We start from the raw sequence: 17,556 nt of genomic DNA, 5'->3' as shown, positions 1-17,556 counted from the left end.
AGCTCTAGTCTAATATTGAAAACCCAACATAAGTCACCTTTTCTTTGGGGACTTTATTTTTTAAAAAGATAGAATTACAAGCTATCCCAAAATTCTGGGTTTTGTTGGTCCAAATCTAAATTGTCGTTATAATGTGCATTTGAATGATAGCCACTTGATTTTTCTTCTTCGAATTCTAAACCTTCAAAATACTCTTCTTCCTTTAACTCTAGCAAATATTCTAGGTAATCTTTTACTATATCATTCACTTCATCTTCAGTTTTATCATCTAAAAATGAATAAACCAAATCGATTGGGGAGCATTTTTTATCTGTTGCATCTTTAACCAGAAAAGACTTTATAAATTTGTTTTCAGCCCTGGTTTTTGTTTTTTCACTGTAACCATATTTTTCACCAACTTTGAAATATTCGTATTCAACTTCTGGCTCTAGATGGTCAAGAATTGCCATAGCTCTAATTAATTCCCAATCTGGCATTGCCTCAAATAATATAACACTTGGAATTTCCAAATTTTTATCATCTTCGAAATGGACTTCTATCTTGGCTCTGTAGGTGTTTTTTATATCATTCCAGAAGTTATATTCTACAATCTTCTTTCCGTCTCCATCTAAATCTAGAACAACATCAGAATCTTCTATATCTACTTCCTTTTCCCCCTGGATATAGATTTCAGACCTATCTATATAATCCTCAAAGCGATAATCAATATGATTTGGAAGAATTATCGAGTAGATTTTATTAAGTAATATCATATCCTAAATATTATACCATCAAATTTTCTAACCTATCCTTAGTTTCCCTCCAATCAGGAAACAACTTATCTAACAACCCATAAAATGCCGAGCTATGATTCAGGTGAGCAAGGTGACACATTTCATGTATAATCACATATTCAATACAGACCTTAGGGGCTTTAATAAGTTCCAGGTTGAGGTGTATGGTACCGTTACGGTCACAACTTCCCCAACGCTTTTCCATCCAACGGTATTTAAGTGTTGGTGATTCGTTAGTCAAGCTATTAGTGACATGAAGTTTCTCCTTAAATAGTTGGTTGAAGTGAATCTCAGCTTTTGATTTGTACCACGACCTTAGTAAACGTTTCACACGACTTTTTTTCGACTTATCCTTTAGAGAGACTGTAATCCATCCAGCACTTAGTTTTACGGACTCCTTATCGGAATCAACTAACTTTAATCGATATTGCTTACCCAAATACAAATGTGTTTCTCCACTTACGTATTTACGTGGTGGAGTTAAAGGGTGAAATAATAAGAAGAAATCCTGTTGCTTTAGTATCCAGGCCGCTTTTGAAAGCACTTTTTCTTTTACATCTTGCCCATCCGAATTTATAGGAGCGGTAACCTGAACGCTTTTATCTGGATGAACTTTTATTCCCAGTGTCTTTCGTTCACTAAAATCCAGGTCATACTCAATGGTAGAACTCCCGTATTGAATTTTCTCTTTGACCATTATTTATACTTTAATATTGCAACTTTGATGTTCTCTTCAATTAGGTTATCAATCTTATCCCAATTGGTATCCATGTCATACTTCTGAAGAATCTCATATAATGCATCACCCAAAGCGATATTGATTTTACCGACAACATCATCATCCTTATGCCACTCAACCATTTTCTTGTCGTTAATATAGATGTGGTCTTTCACGGTCTTATCGGTGGCAACACTGGATTCGATATGAAAGGCTTCAGGGGTTCCATTATCATAAATTGACTTACTGAAGTTATAAAATGCCATGGCAGCATCATTATCAGCTATAGCTTCTGGAGCATCTTCTGAACGACCATTAAAGAACTTATCTTCATATTCTTTGGTACGTTTCAGAAATTCAGCCTCAGTGATACGTTTTTGATGGTATTCAGCAATGGTTTCCTTTATTAAGTCTGCCAGCTTTTTATAGTAAACAGGGTCTTCCTGCATCTTAACGTTGATAGCTTTAATAGTCCTACTTGCAATATGGTCAGCTTGCGCTGCCTTACCTGTAATCTTTTCTATTTCAGCCTGGCGTTCTTCTTTATCAAATACGTTAACCAGTTCAGTTACCTTCATAATATCTCCTTCAGTAGAGATATGTTTATTAATTAATTTCTGAATCTGGGGTTCAAACTCACGATAAGAAAGTTCATCATTAAACCTTCGCTTTACATCTACCCGTAACTTTAAAAAGAAATTAGCATCAGCCTTATATTTATTAATCTTTGATTCATCAGTGTTGCGAACAAAATCTATTGAAGATAAAGCCATCTTCAGAACACGGGAGAAGTAACTCAGTTTTTCATAAAACTTGTTCCTGATATCGTCTGGCTGTAATAACTCTTCGTATACAGTTGGTTCAACATTTTTATCCTTCAGGCTTCTGAATATATCCCAAAGTTCTGAATGAGCCTGAGGCAACTTCTTAATCTCCTCACTGATTTGAGTCAGAGTTCCTTCGATTTCTTCTTCATTGAAATCTGATAAACCAGAATACGTGCTTAGAGCATTATCGAGGTTCTCAAGGTTACCATAATAATCTATGATATAACCATAATCTTTACCTGGAAAAACACGATTTACTCTCGCTACCGCCTGGAGCAAAGTATGTTCCTTTAATGACCTACATAGATAAAGTACCGTATTGTTAGGAGCGTCAAAACCAGTCAAGAGTTTCATCACCACAATTAAAATTTCAGGATGTTCACGCTTCTTAAACTGACTAATAACACTTTTTTCGAAAGTGTCAAGGTCACCATACTTATCCATCATTGCATCAAAGTACTTATCTTCACGTTCCTTATCTGGGTTTACGTTGTGGAAGCCGTCATCAGCCCCTTCACGCTGGTCACTACGTGTTACAATAACCTCACTGGAAACCATATCGATGTCATCCAGGTATTCCTTATACAGTAAAGCTGCTTTGACTGATGGGGCTACAAGTTGAGCTTTAGGTTTGTATTTGTCTCCATTGGTCTGGAAAAACTCTGTATAATGTTCACTGATATCCCAGGCCCTTGCATATATTACCTGCTCAGCCTTATTTAACTGGTCGATAGTATTGAACTTCCTTTTTAAAGAAGCTTTACCATAATCGCTCAGAGGTTCTGAAACCTTATCAAAATATCTGTTTATAGGGTCCTCATTTAACTTAATTAAGTTATGCCGACCTTCATAGAGCAAAGGAACTACGGCACCGTCTTCAACTGCATCTTTAACCGTATATGGAGTGCCGATATAGCCACCAAATTTGTTAGCAGTACTCTTTTCCTTTTTCATCAATGGAGTTCCCGTAAATGCCAGAAAACAAGCATTGGGAAACACTCGTTCCATACTAACATTGAAAGTACCATATTGGGTTCTATGACCTTCATCAATAAGAATGAAAATATTAGGTGATTCAAATGGTTTCTTCGTCTGCTTTACCGCAGCCTCAAATTTGTTTATTATGGTAGTGATTATAGCATCGCTATTATCATGTATAAGTTCAGTTAAATGAGAACCCGTTCTGGCCTGTTTAACTTCCTTCTGACATTTTTTAAATGTATCCGAAATCTGGTCATCAAGGTCAACCCTATCAGTAACCAGTAGTATCTTTGGATTCGATATTCTATCATTGGAAGCAATTAACTGAGCCAACATGACCATGGTTAAAGATTTTCCTGAGCCCTGTGTATGCCATATAACGCCACCACGTCTATTACCACTATTATCAAATCCAGTAACCCTTTTCAAAGTATGATTAACTGCAAAATATTGCTGATAACGTGCTATCTTTTTAATCCCATCATCGTATAAGGTGAAGTTCCTGATAAGGTCTAAGAAACGCTCTGGCCTACAAATACAGTAAAGCAATTCATCCTGTTTAGTAGTGCTTCGTTTTTCAGATTCCAGGTTATCGAAGTAGGTTCTTACATATTTGAACTTTTCAGAAAATAAATCATCCTTTTGCTGAGTGGTTAAGGGTTGATTCTTCAACTTGCCTAACTCTGACTTATAATTACTTTCGGACTCACTGTTTGGAAATTGTTCCTTCCACTTTGCCCAGAACTCTTTACTGGTTCCTGTTGTGGCATAACTACCATCATTAACAGCGAGACTCATAAGTAGGTTGGAGTACACATATAATGACCGAATACCTTTTTTACCGAAGTTTCTAATGTGTTGTTCTATTCCTAACTCAGTTGGAGACTTAGTACTGTTTAAAGAAGGACTTTTACATTCAATGATTCCCATTGGAATTCCGTTAACGAACAGAACAATATCAGGACGGTAATGGTCGGTTCTACCTTCACGGGCCACAGCATACTCCTCAGTCACGTGGTACACATTATTAGAAGGTTTGTTCCAATCCACGAAATGTAAAGTATGACTCTTCTTATCACCATCAATACTTTGTTCAAACGCTTTACCCAGTGTAATCAAGTCGTAGAATGCGGCATTAGCATTAATAAATCCATCCTGAATAGGCAAATCTTTAATCGCCAGAATCGCTGAGCTAATATTGGAATCAGAAAACTCATATTCCTTGCCCTTACGCTGTATGGTATTAATCTTTTTCAATTGCTGCCGAAGAATATCTTCGAAAAGTACATGGGAAGTTTTATCACCACGCCAGGATAAAGCTTTTTTTGGTGATATATAATCATAGCCCAAATTAATCAACATTTGTAATGCTGGAATCTGGGAGATATGGTCTTCTAAAAATGATGGTGTTTTCATAATGGAATGATTATTAGAATCGGGTACTGCATTCAGCACCCGACTAGACTTACTTTAGCTGTTCACTTCTTCCTCTACAGCTATCCTATATTCCTTCTCATTTTTGTATTTGTAAAGCTCCAGAATCCTTCCCTTTACTTTATCGGTATGTGCGTTTTCGAAGTCGAATGTCACTTTAAGGAAAACTTCACCCAAAAGATTCATGTTTACCGTTGCTTTGTTTCGAGACCCCGTTGGGAATCCTGACTGGCTTTTACAAAGAGTATAAACCTCCTGAATATCCCTTCCGAATTCAATTCTTTGGTTTTTAGTAAGATTATCTAATATGTCAAATTCTTGTTGCATTAGTTTTAGTTTATAAGGTTGAAAGTAATTCTCAGGTCATCAGAAAAGTCAATATCCATTTCGTCACCTGAATATCTCCATATGGTCCAGGAATCTTCATCAAAGTGTGTATTATCACCTTTAAGAGTCAAAATTTCCAGTATGGGTAAATCAACATCGGTTTGCTGGTTCAAACTGACTTCAGCTACCAATCCGCTCGACTTTTGAATTACTTCAAGATTACCTGTTTCACGGATAAAAATTCTATCAATAAAGTCATTGGGCTCAGCATCCCATCTCCCAATAATATCTTTAATTTCAATATCATTAATATGTTTTCTTTCTATACTCATCTATTTTTACTCGTTTTTTTCCAGTTAACAACTCCTGCATTAATCCTTTTTTCTGTGACTTCAAAGATTTCAAATAATTACTCTGAAGCCTTATTTCCTCTTCGGCTTCATCCAAAACCGAAACAATTGCTTCTTGCTCTTGCAGTTTTGGCAATTCAACTTTTAATTTCAGAAAGGATTTATAATTGAAAGTCATTTTTTCAATGTGAACACCATAACTCGAAATGTATGTCTGATGGTAGAATTTGGGCAATTTACTAAGCCAACTAAAAAATTTCATATCTAATTGGTTTTCATTTTTCGCCCTTAAGGCTAAATATGAACCTGAAATTTTCATATTGTCAAATTTGGAAGTGACTAAACCCGAGGCACCATGAACAATTTGCATTTTAGAAATTAAAAAATCTCCCTCCTTGGCAATCCTAAGATTTTTGGTTTTAATCTCCTTCCCAAATAAACTTTCTCTTTTAAATAGCCCACCAGACCTTCTTCTAACACTGATTAATTGGTACAGTTCTTCGTCATCCCAGGTAATTGGTCTTTTCACTTCCTTTAATATTGATTTATAAGAATATTCTTCCCATTTTCCATTAAACCCAGGCAACCTAATTTTAGCAGAAAGCAACTGCTGCATCAAACCTTTTTTACGAAATTGGAGTTGGTCAATAAGCTTTTGGGTTTTTTCAATAGCCGTGTCCCAGGTTAAGAGAATTTCTGCGATTTTTTCTTGTTCTGACTTTGAAGGTAATAGAATTTGAAACCTACCTAAATCTTTTAAATTAAGAACTGGTTGCGCTCCACCAACTTGGTTAATATGTATTAGTTTATCTATCTGATTTTTCAAATAGTAACTTAGGTATAATGGTTCACACTTCTCCTTATCTAAGCTGATTCTTGCAACCGAACGGGAAATATTTGCACCGTCCAGTTTCTTAGGTAATACCTCAATTTTTCCAATATTAGCCCCTACTACAGTCAATAAAACATCCTTATGTCGCACTCTTGAACGTTGGTAAGGTTTGTCTACCGTCATACTTACCTTGTAAAGAGTCTCTATACCATTCCACCCTTTTGAATAATCCTGACTTCTTATCATTACAACTCCATTAGGGTCATAAGGACCAGGTTGAACTATTCCGTAGGTAATTTTCCTTCCTTTCGACAATAGATTCGAAAGTTTTGTCTTACGCATCTCCATACTAATATCCTAATTCGATTAAGTAATTAGACATTGTATTTTCTACCTCTGAAAGTTCATTCTTTAATCGAGATATTTCCTGTTGGGTTTTTTTTATATCCACAGGCTCCTCCTCTTCAAAAGTATCCACATAGCGAGGGATATTCAGGTTGAAATCATTCTCCTTAATCTCATCAAAGCTGGCAACGTAACTGTATTTGTCAATAGTTTCCCAGTTCTGGTAGGTTTTAACTACGTTTTCAATATCAGAATCTCTTAATCGGTTCTGGTTCTTCCCATTTTCAAACTCGTTACTGGCATCAATAAAAAGCACATCAGTATTCTTACCCTTGTTCTTATCAAAGATGAGAATGGTTGCAGGAATGCCTGTTCCAAAGAACAAGTTGGCAGGTAAACCCACTACGGCTTTCAGTAGGTTCTCCTCTATAAGTTGTTTACGTATTTTACCTTCAGAACTTCCTCTGAATAAAACACCGTGAGGTAAAATAATACCACCACGACCATGTTCATTTAGGGTTTCAATCATTTGAGTTATAAAAGCATAATCCCCTTTACTTTTCGGTGGGATACCACGATGGAATCTATTATAGCGGTCAGCCGATGCATCTTCAGCTCCCCACTTATCCAACGAAAATGGTGGGTTCATGACGATAGTATCAAACTTCATCAGGTTATCTCCCTCACGCAGCTTTGGGTTATTTATTGAGTCTCCCCATTCTATAGTCGCATTATCCATCTCGTGTAAGAACATATTCATCCTGGCAAGAGCCCAGGTGCTTCCATTCACTTCTTGTCCATATAATGAAACATTTTTGGAGCCTATTTCATTAGCAACTTTCAGAAGTAACGAGCTTGAGCCACACGTCCAGTCTGCTACACGGTCACCTTCTTTTGGCTCGACTAATTTGGCTAATAAAACCGACACCTGCGATGCCGTATAAAATTCACCAGCCTTTTTACCCGCATCAGAAGCAAAGTTTGAAATAAGGTATTCATAAGCATCCCCAATAACGTCATTTCCAGCCAAATTAGAAGGTCTTAGGTCCAGACTAGAGAAATCAGTTAAAAGATGCTTTAAACGTCTGTTACGGTCTTTAGTTTGACCCAAATTAGCTTCAGAGTTGTAATCTATGTTACGAAATACCTTCTCAAGTTTAGAACGGTTAGCGTCTTCTAAATCCTCTAATCCAATATTGATAAGTTCACCAAGATTCGACTCATTCCTATGCTTATAGAGGTAGTCAAAAGAACTATTCTCTGGCACCTTGAATCGTTCATGCTTCATCGCACGTTCCACACGTACCTCATCACCATTGTATTTCTTAAGATACTCTTCCTTTTTCTCTTTGTGCACATCGGTTATATACTTTATAAAGAGCATGGTTAGGATGTAGTCTTTATACTGACCAGCATCAATAGTTCCTCGGAATGTATCACAGGCATTCCATACCTTTTTGTTAATAGTATCTTGTGTTAATTTATCACTCATAATAATATTTTGATTGAGAGGAGGTGACTTAACACCCCCTCATGTTAGTTAATCTAATTTTAGCCCCTTGGTGGGAATTTATCATTTCCATGGGAATCCTTTCGCTGAATCTTACCATCCTTACCATGGATGAATAACTCAGAACCTTCCTTGCGGGATAGGTCACGACTATACTTTTCAGCATCTTTCTTGGTGTCAAAGTGTTTGGAAGCTCTTTCAGAACCACCTTTTTTTGAATCCCAGCCACCATCGGAATTCGGTATTACGTGTCTTGAATTAGACATAGTTAATCAATTTTAATGAAGCATCCAATCTAATAACGGTGTAGGATGTTATTACCGAGTCAAGCTACCAGGATTTGGTTGGTAACTATAGTTGGTATACTTTTGTTTTGCGAAACGGTGAGTATCAGTTAGGTGACAAGCCGCTGATGACTCCGATACCAATAAGGCCTCTGGATTGACTAAATCCTGAGGCTTTGTTATTTTTGGTCAGGTTTTGGTTTTATTGGTTAGTAATTCATTTACAACCCCACGTTTGAGGTTTCGTTTTGCTTTAAGTAATTTATCTGTAAGCTCTATATCCTTATCGAGAAGATTATATACCTCTAAAAATTTCTTCTGCTCTTCTATCAGTGGTACAGCAATCTCAAGTTCTTGAAGTTCTTTTTTAGGTATAGAAGTAACTGTTACACCAGCACCGATGATTTCAAGCTGGTGTTGTAAAACTTCTGAGTTTAGAACAGCAGCCAGGTATTTTCCAATTATTACATCCGTAGAAGCCCGTAGAATATAAAATAAAGAAGAAGGTATTACTGGACCCATTGATTCATCATTAGCCCACGCAAACGTTCTATGTCCCTTTCCAGCTAGGATTACGTCATTGGATTGAAGAATAAATTTTTTCAACTTCTCATTACCTTTTACAAAACTATCATTAACCTCAATTGGAGTTATATTCTCATCAAAATGACTTGCCAGGAGATATCTAATATCACCGTCAATATCTGGTTTTATATATGGTCCAAATTGTATATCGGCAATATCACCAATTCTTTTGACTTCAAATTTTTTCATTTGTATATCGTTTCGGATTCAAAGATAAAATCTTTTAGATTCATGGCAAAATATTTTTGTATTAACTTTCGGATTTACACAAATTGTTGATTTAGTCATTGCTCCAGGGTGTATCCCTGAATTCTTATTACAATACATCATAATTCCTCTGTGGATGAAGCTATTGCCCATAGCTCCAAATAAACCCATAGTAGGTTTTAGCATATCCTAGGCAGGCCTGGGTAACTCCATTTGGTTTGAATCCATCAACTTTAGTCTCTTGAGCATAGCCGTAGGTATTTATCAGAATACCATCAAGGGTATATTGATAGATTTTCTTCCTTACCTTAAGCCGCCCTCTTTGGAATGCTCCCCGATGTGCCATATTCTCTGCATGGGTTACCCATTCCAGATTCAAAACGTCATTATCTGTTCGAATTTCATTTATGTGATTTACGATATTCCGATTTTTGGGATTATCAATGAAATGTATGGCTACAAGTCGATGGACTGTAAATCTTTTTACTTCACCATCTTTGCACAACCAAACGTTGATGTAACCGTTGGTTTTGTTTGGGGACAATTTCAACATCCTTTCTTTCACGGACCTCACTCTCCCGTTCCGACATGTGATTCTTCTTCCCAAGCTTCTAACTCTTCCTCTATTACTCACTTGATAATACCCTTCATAGCCTTGTATTGGTTTCCATTTTTCATTTTTCATATACTTATCATTTATAAATAAGTATAGAGGAGAATCGAAAAAAGTAAAGTTTAATCCATCATCGTATAGTTAATTGCACCTCTCTTGGTTAAGCTTCACATATAAGTCCTACAGGAATTGATACAAGACGCTGGCAGTTATACAGGTACTCAAAAGTGGACCCTTATTACCCCCTCCCTGGGGTTACAGCTCCCTGGCGGTATCCTTTGTCCTGAGGACCCCCCTGGGGGTATTTCAAAAAATTACATGCAGGTTAGGTGAAAAATATTTTTTAAAAAAAACATAGATTTAATTATCATGGAGTGTTTTAACTTAAAATTTTATTTACGGGGTTTCCTCCCATGGCATGAATCCTCCATATTGAAATAATTCATAATCAACTTTAGCCTCTGGATTTTGGTTATTCTGGAGTCAAATATTGTGTGCAATGTGCACACATAATTGAAAAAACTATAAATCACAAAACCCCAATGAATATGGGGGTTTATAGTGAATTCCATAAGGTATGGGTTTGGTTTAAATCTATTAAAGTAACACCTATCTGAAACCATACCTGTACTAACCAGTTTTTTGGTAATTACTCAATATCCTCTCAAGAGATGATTGATTTTTATCCCTGCTTTCCAACTTCATTACTAATTCATTAAAAGTAGGTTCACTTTCAATGGGTTTTGGTGATTTCAACTCAATTTCCATCTGCTCTTCTCCTTCCAGTTCTACTGTTTTACAATGAAAGTTATCTTTACAATTAAAATACGATATATCAAATCTAAACCCATTAAATAATGCGGGTAAGGCCTGACCTTTACATTCCCATGCAGGCAGAATTAAGGCATCATGAAATCTCAGAGAATTTATTTCTAAATGCTGGGCCAACATGCTCATTAGATTATCCTCAACTTCTGTCATTTTTTCAAAAAAAGTACCCCTTTTCACATCTGCAGTTACTTTTGCTAGCATTAAGGCTTTACTATCAGGGTATTTGCAAATATCCTTGTAAAAGGTACGGGCTTTTTTCTTACTAAAGCGGTGATTATTTAAATAGGTAGAGAAAAGGGTTTTTGCTTCTTCTCTGCTTACTCTCATATTCTTCATGATATTCTTATATACCTGAAAAGCAATTGTGGTATCATATAAATAATCAATTGCCTGGGGATTTGCACTAATCATATCGAATTCAATAAATTTTAATGGAACCAGACATCTTAATTTTTTCGCTACTTCGGTTATCGCTCCATATTCCCTGTTACCTTTACGTACATTCGCATATTTGCCATCCCCCATATGCAGTAGCTGAATAAGTAAATTGATTACCTTATTGTGTTGGATGGAAACCTTCTCCATGTTGGTATATTTTCCTTCCTGGGCTACTTGCTCCTCCTTGATTTCAATATCTTCCCGCTCCACTTGTTTGCCATCTATACGTTTGAAACTCCTTTTAAGGACCTTATTAATAAGGTCTTTATCCTGTTGGGTAACGTTTTTGTATTTATTTTTCACAGCCTTTTCCACCTCCCTTGGAGCTAAGGTCATACGATGTGATTTGTTGTGGTGAAATTTTTTGATAATCTTCTTATTCCCTGCCATTTCAGCTATTTTAAGATAACGTTTTATTTCAGGGTCATAATTACCTACACTAACTCTATACATTGCGAAAAACATATGCCAATCTATTACAATTTGGTCATCCAAGTTGTGGGGCAGAACTACCCTATATGGCTTGAGTTGCTCCACTTGTTTAGGGGTAAGTTGCTCAATGAGATAATCCATCGGGAAATTCAGTCTGAGCCACTTATCCAATGTACTGTATAGGCGAAGAGGCTCCATTTTTGATTTATTCAAGATTTCTATACAAGGTTCAATCTTAAATTCCTTAATCAAATGAATACTTAAATACATAAGCCCCAGAGCAGGAGTGAAACCTGGTTTCTTTTTATATCTAAGGTTTTGCTTTATGGTAAGATATTTCCAATAAAGATAATTTTTCGATTGGTAAAGATTCTTGAGTTGCTGGGCAATCTTTGGTCTAGGAATCTTTTCGTCATTTCTTTCCTTCCCCTCATAATCATACAGTTCGAAGTTATAGGATTTGAATAGCTCAATTCTCTTATCCTCATTAAACTGATAATAATCATGCACCGCTTGGAGGGTACTACTTCCAATCTCTCCTCTATTTACATAACCTTCTGTGGTGGCGTATTTTACATCGTAAACTCCAAACCTATTAATTTCATCCTTTACGTGCTCAATTTTATAAAAATACCTATCGATTTCATTTAGCACCTCATCTTCCGATGTGAAACAATTAATTTTTTTTCCTTCAATATCATAATCAGCGGGCACGTTGATATAAAGTGCCTCATATACCCCCTGTCGACATCTTCCATAAGCCTGGACACAATCATTGATATTTATTTTAGTGTGGGGGCTTTTTTGCTCTGAGATAACAACAACGCTGCATTTATCATCAATGTCATAACCTGTAAAAAAAGCACTACTCAGATTTCGCAGTCTCGGTTTTTTAACATCTTTATTACCCCTATCGTAGGGTAATAATTTAATAGCAAGGTTGTCCCCCACCAAATTTACAATCTCATCCTCTTGTAGGTTAGGTGGGATATAAGTATGTATATCTTTATTGTTGGAAAAAACACAAACTGACCGCCCCTTCTCTAATTCAGAATTTATAAATGTTTGGTAATCATGTAGGTTCTCGCTATAACCCAATCTTTTTAAAGCGATATCAGAACGGCTAATTTCTACTAGCTGAAATTTAAGGTCCTTAGGAATATCAAATCCGTAAGGGATTGGTGTTGCCGTACTTCTAACTATTTGGCCCGTGAATTCGTTATATATTAGCTCTAAAGCCTCTCCTTGAGGACTTCTATAGCTACTATCCCCTACGTATTGATGAGATTCGTCAATAAAAACATTGAACTTCCTTAGAAGTTCCCATAATTCCTGATTTTCTTTGGCTTGTATCAACCATTCAGCATTTAAATTGACAACGGCATTTTGAAGGGGTCTAGGAGTTGTAGTTAGATATTCAAAAAGTTCATCCAATTTATACTGTAGTCCACTCCCGCCTATCGAAAAAAACTTCCCACAATTATATTTACCCTTCCCTTTATCCCAAATCATACTGTTATTCGGAGAAAGAATTACTAGATTTCCTCGGTCATAGTTACACATAGCATGAGTAAACCCTAAGCCTGTGCCTTTTTTGATTAGTTCTTTGTTATTGTCAAAGGAATATAAAAGCTCTCTTATTTCCTGGTTTTGACTTGCATGTTTTTCAGCAAATTCAATTCGTTTAGTTTCATCATTAGTAATCACTTTAAAAAATGATTAACCACTATTTATATGCGTAGACATAAAGGCGTTGGTATGCCTTTTCCTTATTAATTGGGATATTACACATCCCAGGCATTGGGGGTCCTCGCCCCCTTTGCTTTTATTTCACTACCAAATATTGCTCGTAAAGTCCTATTAGATGTTTTTTTCTTTGGACTCTATGATTTATACGGCCATAGTAGCTTTTATCTTGGCGGGAAAGTATGGGTAGAGTTTGCGATAAATACTCTTGAACCAATTGATGTTTATCAACTATCCCCGTCTTTGCACAAAGAGATACTAAAAGAAGTAATTGCTCCTTATGTGTAACCAAGAGATTAGAAAATTTCCTTTCATCTTTAATCTCCAAGGTCATTTTAGAAATTTGTTTCATTTGTTATATGTTGTATAACATATATATATGGTATTTCTAAATTGTAAAGTTTTTAAGCCAGTAGATTTGAAAAAAGTGTTTTAAACACTGAAGCTTAAATATTAACAGCCCGCAATCATCTCCATTTCTTATTGAACAAACTTAGGAGCAACTGTTTTAAATAAAAAATTTTATTTGCGCTATATTATTATTAAATTTGCATTAATAAAGGTAATGATATGATTACTATGTATTTTTTTAACATTTTTTAATTAATTAGGTGATATTAATTCAATTTTTTATCATCCCTTCGAGTAGGTAATTTTTAAAAAAAATTCCTGTCCAATAAAAATTATTACCTAATGTAAATTGTCTAATAATAACTCTCTCATTAATATTTACGAAGATATCTGGCGGGGCTATGGGACCCATTATTACCCTTAAGCACTCAACGAATTCTCCAAACAAAAGCAATTTCTCAATCACCATCTAACACATCCTCAACTATCTATGGATATAACCCCAATATTTTATATAAGGATTCTTGGAAAAGGGTTGAAAAATTGTGGATAACTAATTATTCCCATATTTACCCACACATTTACCACACACTAGTGTGTTACTCGATTTAAAACCCTATAAACATAGGGTTATACAGCAGGTTGTAAATTTCGGCTGCGAATTTAAACTATTTTTCGAAAGGAAAATGATTTTCAATAAAATTAATTCTGATTTTTTTTCAAAACCGATAAAGCTTCGGGCATATGCCTCTTCGCATTCATGCTATTGAATTTATGAAGTAGCTTGCCTTCCTTATCAAAAATAAAGGTTTCTCTACCTGGCAAAAGGCCTAGCAAATTAGGCTTTACACCGAATGCCTCTCGTGCTTTTTTATTTATATCTGAGAGAAAGATATATGGCAGATTGTATCTCTTTACAAATTTAGCATGGGATTTTGGTGAATCGGCACTTATGCCAATCACTTCAGCCCCCAGATCTTTAAATTCTTCATAGCTATCACGAAAACTACATGCCTCTTTGGTACAACCCGGGGTGAAATCCTTAGGATAAAAGTAAACGATAAATGGTTTATGTCCTTTTAAATCCTCAAACCTGAATTCTTCACCATTCTGATCCTTTAATTCCAGGTTTGGAACAGTATCTCCAATTTTCATATTACTCTCCTTTGTAGCTCACAAAATTTCTTGGAGTCTCGTATAAAGTAACTTCAAGGTCATGATCTTCCTGAATTTTAGTACGTAACTTATTCCAGATAACTACCGCAATATTTTCTGCAGTAGGAATTAGTTCTTTAAATTCAGGTACTTCAACATTCAGGTTCTTATGATCAAAGGCTTCTTCAACTTCATCATAAATAAGTTCCTTTAGAATTTTAAGGTCCATTACAAAACCAGTTTCAAGATTTGGCTCGCCGGTAACCGACACTATTAGTTCATAGTTGTGGCCATGATAATGGGGATTACTACATTTTCCGAAGACTTCAAAGTTGCGATCATCATCCCAGTCTTTTCTATAAAGACGGTGTGCAGCATTAAAATGAGCCTTTCTATGTACCGTTATTCTCATTGTTTTATACTTGAGTAATATTTATCGAAGATGATCTTAAACCATTCGGTATAAATATGCGGATTTTTCTTCATGTCTACCTTAAGATCATCTAAAGAAACCCATTTCCATGCAGCTACCTCATCTGGATTGAGATCTGGCTGACCTTCAAAATCACCTACCAGAATATGATCAAATTCATGTTCGGTCAGGCCATTATCAAAAGGAGCCTTATAGATAAAAGAAATTGTGTCTTTAAGGTTAGTCGTAAAACCCATTTCTTCCTGCAACCTTCTTTTACCAGCAGCAATATTAGATTCTCCCTCTCTTTGATGACTGCAGCAGGTATTTGTCCAGAGTCCAGGAGAATGGTATTTTGAAAGGGCTCTCTGCTGGATCATCAACTCATTTTTATCATTGAAAACGAATACCGAAAATGCACGGTGTAGCAAAGCTTTTTCATGGGCTTCAATTTTCTCCATCAGCCCAATCTGCTCATCCTTTTCGTTCACTAAAATTACTTTTTCTTCTGCCATTTTTTTTATTGAAGCCCAAATGTACAAAAACGGCTATTTTTATCATAAGGAAGCTGATTAAGCAATTCCTAAAGTTTTAGGTTGCCTGTATAAATATCGCAGTTAATGGAAAGAATAAATTCAGATCTCCGGTTCTTTTCATGAGATGCTTCAGAACAAGGTATCCCATTTCTACAATTATTAACGAGTTCGGTTTCCCCGTAACCCCTTCCTGAAATTCTATCTTCGCTTACCCCCATATTTACCAGATATTCCCTGGTTACCTGTACCCTGTTTTGGGATAGTTTGACATTATAAGTATCATCTGCCCTGCTATCTGTATGAGACCTAATATCTATAAGCAACTCTGGATATTCTATCATATAAGCTGCAATTTCGTCAAGTTGTTTCGCTGCCTGTGGTTTAATTTCGGCTTTATCCAGATCAAATATAATAGGATCAAGTTTCAGCATTTTAGCAAGATCATCCCCTACTCTTGCCGCAAAGATCTTATCACCTCCAGAATTTTGAAATTGAATAATGTTTTCTTCACGCTTAACTTCCGTAGCATAGAAACTCCAGTTAAAAAAAGCTCTGATTGCCGCGATATTTTCTGGAGAATCACCAGAAAAGTCATGAGAAGCCTGATACATTACCAGACCATTTTTTTCATTCCCGAAGCCATTCCCATATAGCATCACACTTCCAGGACCGTTGGATAATGAAGGAACATCTGGAGCGGTAGGATCAATAATTATCATCTTAGAACTTGCGCGCCACACATTGGCTTTTTTAGGATAGAAAATTCTTTCAGAACCATTGATCAATGCCTTATCACTTCTACCTAAATATTGAGAAACAGGATCTGAGGGTAATTGATGTTGGTAAGGGGGAGTAGCAAATCTATGCTCATAAAAAGGAATTAATCCTGTAGTTCGTGCTCCCGCAGCTCCTTCAGACAGAAAATTCAGCTGGATCATGGTAGTATCCTTTTCTTGAATTACATTTCCGTAAAGATTTTCTAACTGACTCCCGGCATGACAACCGGCCCAGATGGCTCCCTTGAAATTTTTATTCCAGAAATAAAGATTCTTATGAGTATCAAATTTTGGTTCTGCATGAGGCATTACAAAAATGTCATCGCAAACCCCTAATTCTTCAGGAGTTTTCCAATTATCAGGATTGTAACCGCCATGAGCACTACCAGGAATTCCTGCAGCTCTAAAGTAAGTCAAAGCGATATTTCCATTTTGTTTGTCGAGTGTCCATTTAGGGGCGACCGAAAGATCTGTAAAAACTGGTAATGCTTTTTCCTTATCCAGGTAATTACCTACCATTCCCTTTTCCTCCCAGCTTTTAATTTCACTTCTAATATCTTCAGATATATAAGAAACAGGGATCACAAAAGACCCAGACCGGAAGTCTTCCTCTTCAAGCCCGAAATCGACTCCGTCTTTTTCCTTTTCAGGATTTATCACCCATTTAATTACCACGGGATATTCGGCTAGTAGCTTATAGATAAAACCATACGGCTTTAAAGCATTTGAATTGGTTTGCGGAGTAATTCCAAGATTAATAGCATAAGAGTCTTTCGCTATAATTTCAGTTCTGGTTTGAGAATGGACAGAGAAGCTGAAAAGTGCGTTTACAGCAAAAAGGATTAATATCAACCTTAGGCCCTGTAGGGTGAAAACCATAATCTCAGATAGGTTTAGTTAAAGGTCGTATAAAAAGACGAAAAAGTCAATGATATCATTCCATCTAATGATTTTAAAACCGGCTTAGTGAAAACGACGTATGTATCTTCAAGTAATAATCCGGGGATTATTGCTATGAAAAAGCAGGTGAGATGATGGGGCATCTCACCTTTTTTTATCTACCAACCAATCAGGTTTATAAATAATGTGCAAA

At 36.1% G+C, this 17,556-nt stretch carries 16 protein-coding genes; all 16 read right to left on the bottom strand.

Annotated features, from left to right (window positions below; all coding sequences use genetic code 11):
• Nucleotides 1–74: 74 nt before the first annotated feature.
• Entirely contained in the window at nt 75–752 is a 678-nt protein-coding gene (locus G530_RS0107020; protein WP_026933850.1) for a hypothetical protein, read from the bottom strand.
• A gap of 10 nt (nt 753–762) precedes the next feature.
• The gene (locus G530_RS0107015; protein ID WP_035715982.1) at nt 763–1,470 is read right to left on the bottom strand and encodes a M48 family metallopeptidase; all 708 of its coding nucleotides are present in this window, start codon (nt 1,468–1,470) and stop codon (nt 763–765) included.
• On the bottom strand, nt 1,470–4,715 hold the full coding sequence (locus tag G530_RS0107010; RefSeq protein ID WP_026933848.1) for a type I restriction endonuclease subunit R: 3,246 nt from the start codon (nt 4,713–4,715) through the stop codon (nt 1,470–1,472). The genes G530_RS0107015 and G530_RS0107010 overlap by 1 nt, the downstream gene beginning before the upstream one ends.
• Before the next feature lie 54 nt (nt 4,716–4,769).
• Entirely contained in the window at nt 4,770–5,060 is a 291-nt protein-coding gene (locus G530_RS0107005) for a hypothetical protein (RefSeq protein WP_026933847.1), read from the bottom strand.
• A gap of 5 nt (nt 5,061–5,065) precedes the next feature.
• Nucleotides 5,066–5,392 carry a hypothetical protein gene (locus G530_RS0107000; RefSeq protein WP_026933846.1) on the bottom strand — a complete coding sequence of 109 codons (327 nt, stop codon included), beginning with the start codon at nt 5,390–5,392 and terminating at the stop codon, nt 5,066–5,068.
• Entirely contained in the window at nt 5,367–6,584 is a 1,218-nt protein-coding gene (locus G530_RS0106995) for a restriction endonuclease subunit S (RefSeq protein ID WP_169514034.1), read from the bottom strand. The genes G530_RS0107000 and G530_RS0106995 overlap by 26 nt, the downstream gene beginning before the upstream one ends.
• Before the next feature lie 7 nt (nt 6,585–6,591).
• Nucleotides 6,592–8,079, bottom strand: a complete 1,488-nt coding sequence (locus tag G530_RS0106990; protein WP_026933844.1) for a type I restriction-modification system subunit M — start codon at nt 8,077–8,079, stop codon at nt 6,592–6,594.
• A 59-nt stretch (nt 8,080–8,138) separates the two neighbouring features.
• Nucleotides 8,139–8,363 carry a DUF2188 domain-containing protein gene (locus G530_RS0106985; RefSeq protein ID WP_026933843.1) on the bottom strand — a complete coding sequence of 75 codons (225 nt, stop codon included), beginning with the start codon at nt 8,361–8,363 and terminating at the stop codon, nt 8,139–8,141.
• Nucleotides 8,364–8,570: 207 nt separating this feature from the next.
• Nucleotides 8,571–9,155, bottom strand: a complete 585-nt coding sequence (locus G530_RS0106980) for a restriction endonuclease subunit S (protein WP_026933842.1) — start codon at nt 9,153–9,155, stop codon at nt 8,571–8,573.
• Nucleotides 9,156–9,315: 160 nt separating this feature from the next.
• Entirely contained in the window at nt 9,316–9,858 is a 543-nt protein-coding gene (locus tag G530_RS16635) for an NUMOD4 domain-containing protein (RefSeq protein ID WP_035715980.1), read from the bottom strand.
• Between the two features lie 558 nt (nt 9,859–10,416).
• Nucleotides 10,417–13,194 (bottom strand): hypothetical protein, encoded by a 2,778-nt coding sequence (locus G530_RS0106970; protein WP_026933841.1) that lies wholly within the window; start codon nt 13,192–13,194, stop codon nt 10,417–10,419.
• A gap of 118 nt (nt 13,195–13,312) precedes the next feature.
• Nucleotides 13,313–13,585 (bottom strand): hypothetical protein, encoded by a 273-nt coding sequence (locus G530_RS17615; protein ID WP_156888602.1) that lies wholly within the window; start codon nt 13,583–13,585, stop codon nt 13,313–13,315.
• 701 nt (nt 13,586–14,286) lie between these two features.
• A complete protein-coding gene (locus G530_RS0106955; RefSeq protein ID WP_026933838.1) occupies nt 14,287–14,739 on the bottom strand; it encodes a peroxiredoxin in 453 nt (150 codons plus the stop codon).
• A 1-nt stretch (nt 14,740) separates the two neighbouring features.
• On the bottom strand, nt 14,741–15,151 hold the full coding sequence (locus G530_RS0106950; protein ID WP_026933837.1) for a 6-pyruvoyl trahydropterin synthase family protein: 411 nt from the start codon (nt 15,149–15,151) through the stop codon (nt 14,741–14,743).
• On the bottom strand, nt 15,148–15,666 hold the full coding sequence (gene idi, locus G530_RS0106945; protein ID WP_026933836.1) for an isopentenyl-diphosphate Delta-isomerase: 519 nt from the start codon (nt 15,664–15,666) through the stop codon (nt 15,148–15,150). Before idi ends, G530_RS0106950 begins: the two co-directional genes overlap by 4 nt.
• 68 nt (nt 15,667–15,734) lie before the next feature.
• A complete protein-coding gene (locus G530_RS0106940) occupies nt 15,735–17,342 on the bottom strand; it encodes an OmpA family protein (RefSeq protein ID WP_026933835.1) in 1,608 nt (535 codons plus the stop codon).
• Nucleotides 17,343–17,556 lie beyond the last annotated feature (214 nt).

Origin of the sequence: Christiangramia echinicola DSM 19838 (assembly GCF_000423065.1) — a bacterium.
Classification (GTDB): Bacteria; Bacteroidota; Bacteroidia; order Flavobacteriales; family Flavobacteriaceae; genus Christiangramia; species Christiangramia echinicola.
The sequence above is the reverse complement of the archived record's forward strand: the minus strand, read 5'-3'. Positions and strand labels throughout refer to the sequence as shown.